15 protein-coding genes are annotated in these 13,253 nt (G+C 60.4%); 10 read left to right on the top strand and 5 right to left on the bottom strand.

The window, feature by feature from the left end:
- Positions 1-4: 4 nt before the first annotated feature.
- Positions 5-2,113: a ferrioxamine B receptor FoxA gene (foxA, locus tag IM294_RS10500; RefSeq protein WP_112792168.1), complete on the top strand. Its 2,109-nt coding sequence runs from the start codon at positions 5-7 to the stop codon at positions 2,111-2,113.
- Positions 2,114-2,192: 79 nt separating this feature from the next.
- Here the strand turns inward: foxA and IM294_RS10495 are convergent, their stop codons facing one another.
- Positions 2,193-3,608, bottom strand: coding sequence for a PLP-dependent aminotransferase family protein (locus tag IM294_RS10495; RefSeq protein ID WP_060573248.1), 1,416 nt, complete (start codon positions 3,606-3,608; stop codon positions 2,193-2,195).
- Positions 3,609-3,784: 176 nt separating this feature from the next.
- Between IM294_RS10495 and IM294_RS10490 the strand changes: the two genes are divergently transcribed.
- Complete coding sequence (locus tag IM294_RS10490) at positions 3,785-3,946, top strand: DUF1127 domain-containing protein (RefSeq protein ID WP_032644967.1); 162 nt, start codon at positions 3,785-3,787, stop codon at positions 3,944-3,946.
- A 37-nt stretch (positions 3,947-3,983) separates the two neighbouring features.
- On the opposite strand, the gene IM294_RS10485 is transcribed toward IM294_RS10490, so the two are convergent.
- The gene (locus IM294_RS10485; RefSeq protein ID WP_126817918.1) at positions 3,984-5,372 is read right to left on the bottom strand and encodes a PLP-dependent aminotransferase family protein; all 1,389 of its coding nucleotides are present in this window, start codon (positions 5,370-5,372) and stop codon (positions 3,984-3,986) included.
- A gap of 101 nt (positions 5,373-5,473) precedes the next feature.
- On the opposite strand from IM294_RS10485, the gene IM294_RS10480 reads away from it, so the two are divergent.
- Positions 5,474-5,953 carry a carboxymuconolactone decarboxylase family protein gene (locus IM294_RS10480; RefSeq protein WP_014882392.1) on the top strand — a complete coding sequence of 160 codons (480 nt, stop codon included), beginning with the start codon at positions 5,474-5,476 and terminating at the stop codon, positions 5,951-5,953.
- On the opposite strand, the gene IM294_RS10475 is transcribed toward IM294_RS10480, so the two are convergent.
- The gene (locus tag IM294_RS10475; protein WP_048959780.1) at positions 5,940-6,842 is read right to left on the bottom strand and encodes a LysR family transcriptional regulator; all 903 of its coding nucleotides are present in this window, start codon (positions 6,840-6,842) and stop codon (positions 5,940-5,942) included. The genes IM294_RS10480 and IM294_RS10475 overlap by 14 nt on opposite strands.
- A 100-nt stretch (positions 6,843-6,942) precedes the next feature.
- On the opposite strand from IM294_RS10475, the gene IM294_RS10470 reads away from it, so the two are divergent.
- From IM294_RS10470 to IM294_RS10440, 7 genes are all read left to right on the top strand, one after another.
- Entirely contained in the window at positions 6,943-8,355 is a 1,413-nt protein-coding gene (locus IM294_RS10470; protein WP_126817916.1) for an aldehyde dehydrogenase family protein, read from the top strand.
- 75 nt (positions 8,356-8,430) lie between these two features.
- On the top strand, positions 8,431-8,754 hold the full coding sequence (locus IM294_RS10465; protein ID WP_126817914.1) for an antibiotic biosynthesis monooxygenase: 324 nt from the start codon (positions 8,431-8,433) through the stop codon (positions 8,752-8,754).
- Positions 8,747-9,142 (top strand): amino acid-binding protein, encoded by a 396-nt coding sequence (locus IM294_RS10460; protein ID WP_045259546.1) that lies wholly within the window; start codon positions 8,747-8,749, stop codon positions 9,140-9,142. The genes IM294_RS10465 and IM294_RS10460 overlap by 8 nt, the downstream gene beginning before the upstream one ends.
- Entirely contained in the window at positions 9,117-9,812 is a 696-nt protein-coding gene (locus tag IM294_RS10455) for a helix-turn-helix transcriptional regulator (RefSeq protein WP_126817912.1), read from the top strand. The genes IM294_RS10460 and IM294_RS10455 overlap by 26 nt, the downstream gene beginning before the upstream one ends.
- 147 nt (positions 9,813-9,959) lie before the next feature.
- Positions 9,960-10,430: a MarR family winged helix-turn-helix transcriptional regulator gene (locus tag IM294_RS10450; protein WP_028015381.1), complete on the top strand. Its 471-nt coding sequence runs from the start codon at positions 9,960-9,962 to the stop codon at positions 10,428-10,430.
- Entirely contained in the window at positions 10,427-11,494 is a 1,068-nt protein-coding gene (locus IM294_RS10445) for an HlyD family secretion protein (protein ID WP_028015382.1), read from the top strand. The genes IM294_RS10450 and IM294_RS10445 overlap by 4 nt, the downstream gene beginning before the upstream one ends.
- On the top strand, positions 11,484-12,548 hold the full coding sequence (locus IM294_RS10440; RefSeq protein WP_045259544.1) for a DUF2955 domain-containing protein: 1,065 nt from the start codon (positions 11,484-11,486) through the stop codon (positions 12,546-12,548). Before IM294_RS10445 ends, IM294_RS10440 begins: the two co-directional genes overlap by 11 nt.
- Here the strand turns inward: IM294_RS10440 and IM294_RS10435 are convergent.
- Together IM294_RS10435 and IM294_RS10430 are read right to left on the bottom strand one after the other, a co-directional pair.
- Positions 12,539-12,919 carry a tautomerase family protein gene (locus IM294_RS10435; protein ID WP_126817910.1) on the bottom strand — a complete coding sequence of 127 codons (381 nt, stop codon included), beginning with the start codon at positions 12,917-12,919 and terminating at the stop codon, positions 12,539-12,541. The two genes, IM294_RS10440 and IM294_RS10435, sit on opposite strands and share 10 nt — an antisense overlap.
- The gene (locus IM294_RS10430; protein WP_028015385.1) at positions 12,919-13,227 is read right to left on the bottom strand and encodes a carboxymuconolactone decarboxylase family protein; all 309 of its coding nucleotides are present in this window, start codon (positions 13,225-13,227) and stop codon (positions 12,919-12,921) included. Before IM294_RS10430 ends, IM294_RS10435 begins: the two co-directional genes overlap by 1 nt.
- Positions 13,228-13,253 lie beyond the last annotated feature (26 nt).

Here is a 13,253-nt window from a genome sequence, read left to right as displayed (position 1 = left end):
AGAAATATCTCTGGAGAGGGTTATGTTTGCTAAATCGCGTCTGGCACTGCTGGTGGGATGGGTTACCGGTAGCGTCGCTTTTCCTTTACTGGCGCAGGATGCGCAAAAAACTGACACCGTGGTGGTGACCTCGCAGATGCAGTCTGCGGCCACCAAGCTTGAAACACCGGATATTGAAACTCCGCAGTCGGTCTCTATCGTCACGCGCGAGCAGTTCGAAGAGCAGGGCGCAACCAGCGTGCGTCAGGCCGTGAGCTACACGCCGGGGGTCTACAGCAACCAGATTGGGGCGTCTAACCGCTTTGACTACATGGTGCTGCGCGGCTTCTCTGACGGCAGCCTGGACAACGTCTACCTGGACGGCCTGAAGATGATGGGCGACACCAACTCCCACAGCTCGCTGGTGGTTGATCCGTGGTTCCTGGACAGTATCGAAGTCGTGCGCGGTCCGGCCTCCGTGCTCTATGGCCGTTCATCGCCGGGCGGGATTGTGGCGCTAACCTCTCGTAAGCCGTCGTTCGATCCGGGCGGGGAGATCAAGCTCTTCGCCGGGAACAATAGCCAGCGTGGGGCGATGTTCGACGTCACTGGCCCGGTTGATGATAATGACCGCGTGGCGGTGCGCCTCAGCGGGATGACCCGCTATGCCGATTCCCAGTTCGATCCGCTGAAGGAAGAGCGTTACGCGCTGATGCCGAGCCTGACCTGGCGTATCACCGATAACACCCGTCTGGATCTGATGGCCTACCTGCACCGCGATCCGGAAGGCGGCAGCCACTCCGGCCTGCCGTATGAGGGCACGGTTGTGCCGCACAGCGGGAAGAAAATCTCCAACACGTTCTTTGAAGGTGAAGACGATTACGACAAGTACGATCGTCGGGAAAACATGGTCGGTTATAACCTTGAGCACCTGTTTGACAGCGGCTGGTCCGTGCGCCAGAAGCTGCGCTACCTGCACACCAAAGTGGAGCTGAACCAGGTGTATGCCGCAGGCTGGCTGAATGACACCGAGCTGAACCGCGGCTATTCCGGCTCTGACGAGAAGATGAACGCCATCACCCTGGATAACCAGGTCGACGGCAGCTTCGACACCGGGGCGGTGAACCACCGCGTGCTGATCGGCATGGACTATCAGGACCGCACCAACAACGTGACCGGCTACTATGGCGGCTTCCCGCCGATTGACGCCTTCCACCCGGTTTACGGTGCGAAGCCGGACTACATCACCCAGTACAGCAGGGAAAAGCATAAGCTTCGCCAGACCGGTTACTACCTACAGGATCAGATGTCCGTTGACCGCTGGCGCCTGACGCTCGGCGGACGTTACGACCAGGTGAGCGTGTCGAACGTCGACAACTTTAACCACACCCGCAGCGATCTGGATAAAAACAACTTCAGCAGCCGCGCGGCGCTGCTGTATCTGTTTGATAACGGCGTTGCGCCGTACGTCAGCTACTCCACCGCCTTTACGCCGACCAGCTTTGCCGACGAGCAGGGCAATATCCTGGATCCGATGAAGGGCAAGCAGTGGGAAGCGGGCGTGAAGTATGAGCCAGAAGGGATGAACAGCCAGTTCAGCGCCTCGGTGTTCCGCATCAACCAGAAGAACATTGCCACCAAAGAGGAGCCGACCGATCCGTACCGTTCCATCGGTGAAATCGAATCCGAAGGCGTTGAGCTGGAGGCGATTGGTCAGCTGACCGACAGCCTGCGCATGCAGGCGGCGTATACCTACACGGATATTCGCTATAAGAAGAGCAGCCCGGAAGAGGAGGGCAAGCGCGCCGTCTATGCCCCGCGTAACATGGCCAGCGCCTGGTTGAGCTACGACGTCAAAACCGGCCCGCTGGACGGCCTGACCGTCGGCTCCGGCGTGCGCTATGTCAACGGGATCGCCAGCGATCGCCAGAACACCCATACGCTTCCGTCGTACACGCTGGTGGACATGGTCGTGGGGTATGACCTGTCAAAAGTGGGGCTTACGGGCGTGAGTGCGCAGCTGAACGTCAATAACCTGACGGACAAAAGCTACGTTGCGGCGTGTAACTCGCTGTCTTACTGCTACTTCGGTGCGGAACGCAGCATTGTGGGCAGCGTTTCGTGGAAGTTCTGAGTCGTTGATTTTGCCGGGTGGCGGCTTCGCCTTACCCGGCCTACTCTATTCCGTAGCGCCACCGGCGCTAAAAAACGTACTACTCCTCCATCGCAATCACAATCGCCTCGCCCATCTTCTTCAACGCCTCGCGATGCTTATCCGTCGGCGGCAGCGCCACGTTGATCCGCAGGCAGTTGCGGTACTTCCCTGACGCGGAAAATAACGATCCGGCCGCCGCCTGGATCTTCAGCCGACACAGCTGCTTGCTGACGCACACCATATCCACCTTCTCCGGCAGCTCAACCCACAGCAGGAAGCTTCCCTGCGGGCGCGTGACGCAAATCTCCGCTGGAAAATACTGCCGCACCCAGCAGGTGTAGGTTTCCATATTCTGCTGATAAATCTGGCGCATACGGCGCACGTGGCGATGGTAATGGCCGTCGCGAATAAACGCCGCCACCGCCATCTGGGTGCCCGGCACGTTAAACCCGCCCGCGGCGTATTTCATGTGCATCACCCGGTCGTAATAGCGTCCCGGCACAATCCAGCCGACGCGCAGGCCCGGCGCCACGGTTTTGGTAAACGAGCTGCAGAGGATCACGCGTCCGTCGATGTCCATTGAATGAATGGTGCGCGGGCGCGGGTACTCCGCCGCCAGCTCACCGTAGATATCATCCTCCACAATCACGATATCGTGCCGCTGGGCGAGGGCTAAAACCTGTTTTTTCCGCGCTTCCGGCATGATAAACCCGAGCGGGTTATTGCAGTTGGGCACCAGTATCACCGCCTTGATCGGCCACTGCTCCATTGCCAGCTCTAACGCCTCAATGCTGATCCCGGTTTCAGAGTCGGTGGGAATTTCAATCGCCTTGATGTCAAACCCGCGCAGCATCTGCATGGTGCCGTGAAAAGATGGCGACTCCACCGCCACGATGTCCCCCGGTTTGCACACCGAGAGCAGGGCGATCGACAGTGCGCCGTGGCAGCCGTTGGTGATGACAATCTCATTCGCTGCCACGGTAGAGCCGCCGTCCAGCATCAGGCGGGCGATCTGCTCGCGCAGCTCAAGGCGGCCGTCGAGCACGTCATAGCTCAGCATCTCGCTCGGGTTATGCTGCGCAAGGCGGCTCATCTCGCGCCACAGGGGCTTCAGGCTCGGCTGGTTAATGTCCGGCGAGCCGCCGCCAAAGGAGATCATCTCTTTGTCGGCGCGGGCGTCCAGCAGCATCATCACCTCATCCCACTGGGTGACGTCCACCGGGCGCTGCACCGGGCGCGTCATCGCCGGGACGGGCGGCTGGGCTTTGCGTTTCGAGACAAAATAGCCGGAGCGCGGCTGGGGGGTGATCAGCTGAAGGTTTTCGAGGATCTGGTAGGCCTGCTGTATGGTGCTGATGCTCACGCCATGCTCCTGGCTCAGGGCGCGCACCGACGGCAGACGCTCGCCGCTGCGATACAGCCCTTGTTCAATGCGTTCTGCCAGAAGGTTGGCCAGGTGTTGATAGCGTGTCATGCTGTATCCTTTATTTTCACCATACAGATTATTAAACCAGTACAGATTGCCGCAAAAAACGGCATGCAGATACCGTTTTAGCGGATCTGTATGTTAAATAAAAGTTTTTTTTGCATCTGTATTGCGCAGGTCGATTTCCAGGATGATAACCCCACTGGCACAGTGAGGAGAGCATTATGGAATTCTACGAAAACCGTTCAAAACGTCCGTTCGTCGTATTTGTCTGGATCGGCAAAACGATCCGCAACTGGTATCGCATCAACCGGACCCGCCGCATCCTGAGCCAGATGAGCGACGAGCAGCTCAAGGACGTCGGGTTATCGCGCAATGATATTTAAACCGTGGCCGGGTAAGGCGCAGCCGCCACCCGGCGGTTCAGTTCAACAGCGCAAGCGTCTGCCGTTTCGGCCTTTCCAGTAGCTCCAGCGCCTCCTGATACGACCGCACGTTGTTATAGCCCATTACCAGCCCGTAGCGTTTGCCCGACCCGCGATACCACTCCGAGAGTGCATTGACCTGCAGCTGCTGTTCCTGCCAGCAGCGGGCCACTTCCCGGTCGCAGCTCCCTTTGGTGAGAAACGCCACGATATGCATCCCGCCGTCGTTTTGCTCGGTGAAAAACAGATCGCCATACACCTCGCGCAGGGCGGCAATCATCCAGTCGCGGCGGGTCTGGTACAGCGCGCGCATCTTTTTGAGATGGCGGAAAAAATGCCCTTCGTTGAGAAACGCGGTGAGGATCTTCTGCGTCAGCACCGGCTGGCCGCTGGTGGTGATATCCGCGCAGTCGGTAAAGGCCCCGACGGTGCTGGCGGGCATCACCACGTAGCCCATGCGCAGCGACGGCATGATGGTTTTACTGAAGGTGCCCATAAAGATCACCCGGTCGTGCTGGTCGAGGCTTTTCAGCGACGGCAGCACCTTGCGAGTGTAGTGAAACTCCCCGTCGTAATCGTCTTCGATGATCCACGCCTCGTTCTGGCTGGCCCAGTCGAGCAATTGCTGCTTGCGCGGCAGGGAGAGCGTCACCGCCAGCGGGCTCTGGTGCGAGGGGGTGACGATGGCAAAACGCGCGTCACGATGGTGACGAAGCAGGTATTCCGTATCAATGCCGCAGCGATCGACCGGCACCGTGTGCAGGCGCGGCACGATCCGCTTCAGCAGCTGCTGGCCCATAAAGTAGCCCGGATCTTCAAACACCACCTTGTCGCTGCGGCTGGCGAGGGTATCGAGGATCAGCCGCAGGCTGCCGCTGTAGCCGCTGGTGATCAGCACCTGTTCGGCGCTGCAGGACAAGCCGCGCGAGATATTGAGATAGCTGGCGATGGCCTGGCGCAGCGGATACCAGCCCAGGACGGGCGGGTTGAGCATCTCCTCCTGACGCATGGCGCGCGTCGCCTGGCCCGCCAGCAGCAGCCATTTTTTATACGGGAAGCTGTCGAGGGCGGGGATGCCGGGGCGCAGAAAACCGGCCCGCTCGCGCTGGCTGATAAGCGAGGCCGGAAGCGTGCCGGTAGGCTGTTCCGCAGGGGCATTGTTATCCGGCAGCAGTAAATCCGGGTTGACCCGCGTGCCGCGCGCGCCCTGGCTCACCAGATACCCTTCACCCGTCAGAATGGCGTACGCCGTTTCGACGGTTTTGCGCGCCACCTTCAGCTCTTCCGCCAGCACGCGGATGGCAGGTACCTTATCCCCCGGCTTCAGCACGCCGCGCGTGATGTTGTCGCGATAGCGTGTATAAATGTCGTGATAGCCCGGCTTCATGTCCTACCTCATTTCACGCTTTTTGTATCTTTTTACTATGTCATGAACGGCGTAGATTTGCCTCATCGCACGGCACATGCCGCACAAAAAGAGGAAAGACAATGAGCACTCGCGTTAACCACCATAAAGTTACACCTGCCCTCGCCAACGCGCTGTCTGCCCTGAGCATGGAGGTGGCAAAAACCTCCATCGACCCGGCGCTGAAGCACCTGATCGACATTCGCGTGTCGCAGCTGAACGGCTGTACGTTCTGTCTGGATATGCACTCTAAAGAGGCCAAAATCGCCGGGGAACGCGAGCTGCGCCTGTACCATCTTGCGGCCTGGCGCGAGTCCCCGCTGTTCAGCGCCCGCGAGAAAGCCGCGCTGGCCTTCACCGAAGCGCTGACCCAGATTGGCGTTCACGGTGTGAGCGACGCGCTGTACCGCAGCGTGGCGGAGCACTTCTCGGACGTGGAGATTTCAGAGCTGAACTTCGCCATCGTGGCGATCAACGCCTGGAACCGTCTGGGGATCACCTCCCGCATGGCGCCCGGCTCGCTGGACGCGGCTTACGGGCTGAATAAGGCTAACCTGGAGTAATCCCGCGCTCGCGGATCATCGCCACCAGCGCCCGCAGTCCCGGCGGAACGTGGCGATGGCCGGGGTAATACAGGCGCAGCCCGGCAAAGGGCTGCGCCCAGTCGTTTAAAACGCTCACCAGTTCTCCACGCTCAAGCTCTTCCCGGATATACAGTTCCGGCAAAAATCCTACCCCTAATCCCGCCTTTACGGCGCGGATCGAGGCGAAAAGATCGGATGTCGCAAAGCGCGGCGGTACGGCAAGGGCGTACGTTTCCCCCCGACGCGCCAGCTCCCAGCGGTAGATCCCACCGTGGGCCATGCGCATGCCGATCCCCTGATGTGAAAGCAGATCGTCCGGCGTCTGCGGAGTACCGTGACGGGCAAAATAGTCCGGCGTGGCGGTCACCAGCTGGCGGATCTCCCCGGTCAGCGGCACGGCGATCATGTCCTGCGGCACGGACTCCTCAAGGCGGATCCCCGCGTCGTAGCCTTCCGCGACGATGTCGATCATGCGCGCTTCGCTGACGGTTTCCACGCGCATCTTCGGGTAGCGGATCATAAAGTCGATCAGCAGCTGGTCCAGAAACAGGGTGCCGATATGGTTCGGCACGTTCAGACGCAGCGTGCCGGCGGGTTCCCCGGTGTCGCTGTGGATCTCCTCGCTGGCGAGGCGGATCTCCTGCAGCGCCGGGCCAACGCGCGCCACGTAGCGCTGTCCGGCGTCGGTGAGCGCCACGCTGCGGGTAGTGCGGTTAAAGAGGCGGGTATCCAGGCGGCTCTCCAGCCCGGCGATGGCGTTACTGACCGCCGTGGCGGACATGCCGAGCTCCTGCGCCGCGCCGCGAAAGCTGCCGCGCCGCACCACCGCCATAACCACTTCCAGCTCTGTCAGACCTGAACGATGCATAGATTATCCTGAAAATCGAAACAACCCTTGCAGCATAGCGTGGATTATCGCAACGGAGAAGCCGTGCCAGACTGTGCTCACACAGCCTGAGGAGGTTTATATGCACACTATCGAACAGATCTTTATTAACGGCGAATTTGTTACCCCGCACGGCACCGAACGGTTTGATTTATACAACCCGGCGACGGCGCAGGTCATCGGGCAGGTACGCCTGGCGGATGAGATTGACGCAGCGCGCGCCGTTGCGGCGGCAAAAGCGGCGTTCCCCGCGTGGTCGCAGACGACAAAGCAGGAGCGCATTGCCGCGCTTAAACGTATGCACGCCGCCGTGGCCGCTCGTCACGACGATCTGCTGGAAGCGGTCATCGAAGAATACGGCGCGCCCGCCTCGCGCTCGGCGTGGATGGCCAGCTATCCGGCGGAGGTGATTGCTCAGGCGATTGAGGCGCTGGAGGCGTTTGAATTCGTCACCCCCGCGGGCGCAGCCACGGTGCAGATGACGCCGCTTGGCGTGGCCGGGCTGATTACGCCGTGGAACAGCGACGCAGGATTTATCTGCGGCAAGCTGGCGGCAGCGCTGGCCGCGGGCTGTACGGCGGTGATCAAGCCGAGCGAAATGAGCGCCCTGCAAACGCAGATTGTTACCGAAGCGCTGCGCGATGCGGCGCTGCCGCCGGGCGTGTTTAACATCGTCACCGGGCGGGGTGAGACGGTCGGTGACACAATCAGCCGCCATCCGGACGTGGCAAAAATCTCGTTTACCGGTTCGACGCATACCGGCAAGGCGATCCTGCGCAACGCGGCGGAAAGCTTTAAGCGCGTGACGCTGGAGTTAGGCGGGAAATCGCCGACGATCCTGCTGGATGACGTGGATCTGGCGCAGGCGATCCCGCTTGTCATTCAGGCCGGGTTTATGAACAGCGGGCAGGCGTGCGTGGCCGGTACGCGCATTCTGGTGCCTTACTCGCGTAAGGCGGAGATCGAAACCGCGCTGGCGCAGGCCGTGGCGGCGGTGAACTCCGGCGACCCGCGCGATAAATCAACGGACGTCGGCCCGATGGTCAGCGCAAAGCAGTGGCAGCGGGTGCAGGGCTATATCCGCAAAGGTGTCGAAGAGGGGGCGCGCCTGCTGGCGGGCGGCGAGGGGCGGCCGGAAGGCACACAGGACGGCTGGTTTGTGCGCCCGACGCTGTTTGCCGACGTGAACAACCAAATGACGATTGCCCGCGACGAGATTTTTGGCCCGGTGCTGTGCGTAATTCCCTATCGTGACGAGGCGGAGGCGATTGCCATTGCCAACGACACGGACTACGGCCTGAGCGCGGTGGTGCTGGGCGGTGCGGACCGCGCGCGCCGCGTGGCGCAGCAGATTGTTTCCGGTCGCGTGCTGGTGAACACCCTGGCCCATGAACCGAAAGCGCCGTTCGGCGGGTTTAAGCATTCCGGCGTGGGGCGCGAGATGGGCGAGTGGGGGATCCGCGCGTTTATGGAGCCAAGGTCGGTTCTGGGCTAAAGCTTCGCTCTTTACCGAAGCATTGTGCTTTTCCATCCTGCATTCTCTCCTCAACATCACAGTGGAGAGACCATCATGATCGCAATCCTTTTCGAAGCCAAAGCCGCGCCTGCCCATCAGGCGCGCTACCTCCAACTTGCCGCAGAGCTTAAGCCTTTGCTGGCCGACATCGACGGCTTTATCGACATCGAACGGTTCCAGAGCCTGACGACCGACGGCAAAATTCTTTCCCTTTCCTGGTGGCGGGATGAAGAGGCCGTCCGCCGCTGGAAGCAGAACGTTTTCCATCAGGCGGCGCAGGCCGAAGGGCGGGAGTCGATTTTCTCTTTCTACCGTATTCGCGTGGCGCAGCTGGTGCGGGAGTACAGTTCCGAAACGGGAGGGCGCGCGAATGTATGACGTTCACGTGATTTTCCGCGACGGGCCCGGCGAGCTGGCGCGCTTTGGACAGCTGTTGGGGCGCAACGGCGTGGGGCTTGAGGGTGGCGGCGTGTTCGGTACGGAGGCCCATTTCCTGGTGGAGGACGGGGAAAAAGCCCGCCGCGTGCTGGTGGAGGCCGGGTTTACCGTGCAGGCGGTGCGCAGGCCGGTGATCAGAAAACTCAGGCAGGCGCGCCCCGGCGAGCTGGGTGAAATTGCGGCGGCGCTGGCGGCACGCGGCGTGTCTGTTCTTACCCAGTACAGCGACCATGCGAATCACCTTATTCTGCTGACGGATGATGATAAGCTGGCCGCAGAGATCACCGAACCCTGGGCAGCACATGTTAAAGACAAGCTTACCGACTGATAACGGCGCGGCGCTGGAGCAGGCCATTGCGGCGGTGGCGGCGGCAATGGCCGATCCGTCGCGCGTGAAGATGCTGTGTGCGCTGATGGATGGGCGGGCGTGGACCGCCACCGAACTGAGCACCGCGGCAGACGTCGCCCCCTCGACCGCCAGCGGGCATCTCGCCCGGCTGGTGGAGGGAAAGTTGATTACCTGTCTGTCTCAGGGGCGGCACCGCTACTATCGTCTGGCGGGGCACGACGTGGCGGAGCTGATCGAACAGATGATGGGGCTCTCCTGGAGCCGCATTGCGCCGCCGGAAACCACCGCCCCGAAGGCCATGCGGGAGGCGCGGACCTGCTACGATCATCTGGCGGGCGCGGTGGCGGTAAAGATCTACGATTTCATGCAGGCGGAAGGCTGGCTGGAGGCAGACGGTTCAGCACTCACGCTGTATGGCCGGGAGCAGTTTCTGAAGCTCGGCGTGTCGTTAAGCGCTCATCCGCGCCGCAAGGCCTGCTGCGCCTGTCTGGACTGGAGCGAGCGGCGGTTTCACCTCGGAGGCGAAGCTGGCGCGGCGCTGCTTATTCATCTGGAAAGCAAAGGGTGGATCCAGCGGGTGGTGGGGTACAGGGAGGTGGTGGTGACGGCTTCGGGAAAAAGTGCCGTCAGGAGGCATTTTAGCCGCTAAACTCCATTGCGGGCTGGTGCCCTCACCCCGACCCTCCCACAGGGAGAGGGAAACATCGTTTTCGCAATTCCTGCTCTTTCGTCTCGCGTTTCTTGATACTTACCCTGATAACTATTATCTTGACCGCGTGTGACGAGAGGTTTCCCCATGAGTGAAGAAGCGCTGTTTAGCCGCAGGCCGATGGGCATGCGGATGGCGATGATCGTGCGCCAGTGGCGTGCGGTGATTGATGATGCCATTCTCGATACCGGCTTAACCCAGTCGAGCTGGACGGTGATGATGCAGCTTCATCAGCTCGGGGATAACGTCTCAATGAGTGAGCTGGCGGAGGTGCAGGGTATTGAACTGCCGCCGCTGATGCGCACCCTGACACAGCTGGAAAAACAGGGTTACCTGCTGCGCACCACATCGCCTTATGACAAGCGCATCCGGCTTCTGACGCTGACGCCTGAGGGAAAAGCCATATTAAAAAGGCTCACTCAGGTGATTGAGACCTATCAGGCTCGCGTGTCGCAACACATCGCGCCGGAGCATATCGAGATTTTCAGCGCCACGTTAAATCAAATCGCCTGCAATTTGCGGACAATCCGCGAAGAAGACAACAAGACCGAAAAATAATGACCCCTGAACAAAAGTTTGCCCGCTGGGTAAGGGTGAGTATTGCCTCTTTCCTGCTGATGTTTATCTATTTTGTCGTCGCGGATATCTGGATCCCGCTGACGCCGGACTCCACCGTCATGCGCGTGGTGACGCCGGTTTCTCCGCGCGTCTCCGGCTACGTGGCGGCGGTACATGTCCACAACAACAGCCAGGTGAAGAAAGGCGATCTGCTGTTTGAGCTCGACGACACGCCGTTTCGCAATAAAGTGGAAGCGGCGCAAATCGCGCTGGAGCAGGCGCGTCTCTCTAACGAACAGCTGGACGCGCAGATCGCCGCCGCGCAGGCCAGCCTGAAAACCGCGGTGCTGACCGCGCGTAACGACAAGGTGACCTTCGAACGCTATCAGAAGCTGAGCACGTTACAGAACGTCTCGCAGGCGGATCTGGATAAGGTCCGCACCGCCTGGCAGAGCAGCGAGCAGTCCGTCAGCACGATTCAGGCCAACATCCGGAACCTGCGCATCCAGCGCGGCGAGCGCGAAGAACACCGCAACGTGACGCTGCAAAAATACCGCAACGCGCTGGATGAAGCAGAGCTGAACCTCGGCTGGACAAAGGTCTACGCCCAGGCGGACGGCACGGTCAGTAACCTGCAGTTAAGCCCCGGTTTTTACGCCTCATCCGGCTCCGCCGCGCTGGCGCTGGTAAACAACCAGACCGATATCGTGGCCGATTTCCGCGAGAAGAGCCTGCGCCATACCCGTCAGGGCACCGATGCCGCCGTAGTGTTTGACGCCTTCCCGGGGCAGGTGTTCCGCGCCCACGTGGCCAGCAGCGACGCGGGGATCCTCGCAGGCCAGGAGGCGGTTAACGGCCAGCTCTCCCAGCCGGAGACCTCTAACCGCTGGGTACGAGACGCTCAGCGCATGCGCATTCACGTCACGCTGGATGAGCCGCTGCCGAAGCCGCTGCCAACCGGCGCGCGGGCGACCGTGCAGCTCTACAACAGCGAAGGGCCGTTTGCGCGCTTCTTCTCCGGAATGCAGATCCACCTGGTGAGCCTGCTTCACTATGTCTATTAATACGCTGGCGCGGGTCTTTACCCCGCACGGCAACATCGTCTACACGGCAAACGACTTTCGCCAGACCCTGCGCATCGTTTTTGCCGGGATGATTGCCCTGAGCATATCGAGCTTCTACAACACCAGCTACGGCGTGTTTTTCGTGGTCTATCCGATCATGCTCCTCTCGCTGGTGCCAGTGTTTAACCGCCACGTGGCGAAGCAGTTTATCTTCAGCGCATCGCTGAACTGCGTCGAAATGGTGATTATCATCGGCTATCTTTCCCAATGGCCGGTCATCATGACGCTGGTGGTATTTGCCCTTTACGTGATGCGTTTTCGCTTTATGAGCAAAGGGCCGCTGTTCCTGTTCGGCTCGATGGGCGTTGTGTGCCAGAGCGTGATGCTCAACTTTATGAGCTACCCCACCACCAACTGGCACACGCTGCTGTTTTCCAACATTGAAGCGAGCGTGATGGCGGTGTGCCTGAGCGCGCTGATGAACTACCTGCTGCCGGACGTGGAGCCCCGCAAGCCGCCGCCGCTGATTGAGAAAGACGACGCCCGCGTGCGCCACGAGTCGCTGCTCTCCGGCAGCGTCGCGACGATGATTTTCGTGGTGTTTCAGATTAGCGACTTAAGCGATTCGCTCTCGGCGCTGATGGCAGGAATTCTGATCCTGTTCCCTATGCACTATCGCGGCGCGGTGATGAGCTCCATCTGGCGCGTGGTCGGGGTAGTGCTGGGCTGCCTCTACATTCTGGTGGTGCAGCTTATCCTCTACGATCACAGCAGCCATATGCTGCTGATGATGCCGCTGATTGGCCTCGGCCTGGCGTTTGGCGCGCGGCTGCACGTGATGGAGAAAGTGGGCGCGGGCGTGGGGTTTTCCAGCATCACGACCATCGGCATTATGTTCGGGCAGAACATGCACCCGGACAGTGACCTGGTGTTCAGCGATCTCTATCGCATCACCTCCGTGACCTTTTCGCTAGTGGCGACGCTGACGATGGTCTTTCTGGTGCATTTGATCCTGAACCGTTTCGCCGCCACGCGCTACGTCATTCAGGGCTGATAGCGTTTGCCGCCGCTGAAGCTCCAGTCCTCAGCGGCCGTAAACTGGATAACGACCATCACGTCTCCACCGTCAATGCCCATCTTCTCCTTCAGTTGCGCAGCCAGCTGGCGGTAGAGGGCAGATTTCTGTTCATTGCTCCTCGGCTTACCAGCAACGATATTAAACAGTATCGCCCCCTCCGTTCTGCCCGTGCTGAGATAGTGCCGATCAATGTATCGATCCCCGGCCGCGAAGCATTCAAAAAAATGGAACCTGTCCTGTGCGGGAACGGCGAAGGTTTCCGTCAGCGCCTGGTGCAGAATGTCCGAGATCTGCTTTTGCTGCATCTCGCTATAGCGGTCACCCGTCATGATACGAACAAACGGCATTATTGTTTCTCCTCTGCAAGGCTGCTCAGCGCGCTGACGGCGGCCGGCCACCCTGCGTAAAACGCCAGATGGGTAAACGCTTCGGCTATTTCGTCGTCCGTCACGCCGTTTTGCCGGGCGAAGCCGATATGCCAGGGAAGCTGCGCGGTGCGCCCCAGGGCTGCCAGCGCGGCAAGCGTGATCAGACTGCGATCCCGCGGGGCTAGCTGAGGACGCTGCCAGATATCGCCAAAAAGTACCTGCTGGCTCAGTTCCGCCAGCTTAGGGGAAACCTGCGCAAGCGTGTCGCGATTCAGTGTTGTGCTCATTTTTATTCCTCCTGTCGTCTGGAAAT

This window comes from Enterobacter cloacae complex sp. P43RS (assembly GCF_014930585.1).
Lineage (GTDB): Bacteria > Pseudomonadota > Gammaproteobacteria > Enterobacterales > Enterobacteriaceae > Enterobacter > Enterobacter bugandensis.
The sequence above is the reverse complement of the archived record's forward strand: the minus strand, read 5'-3'. Positions and strand labels throughout refer to the sequence as shown.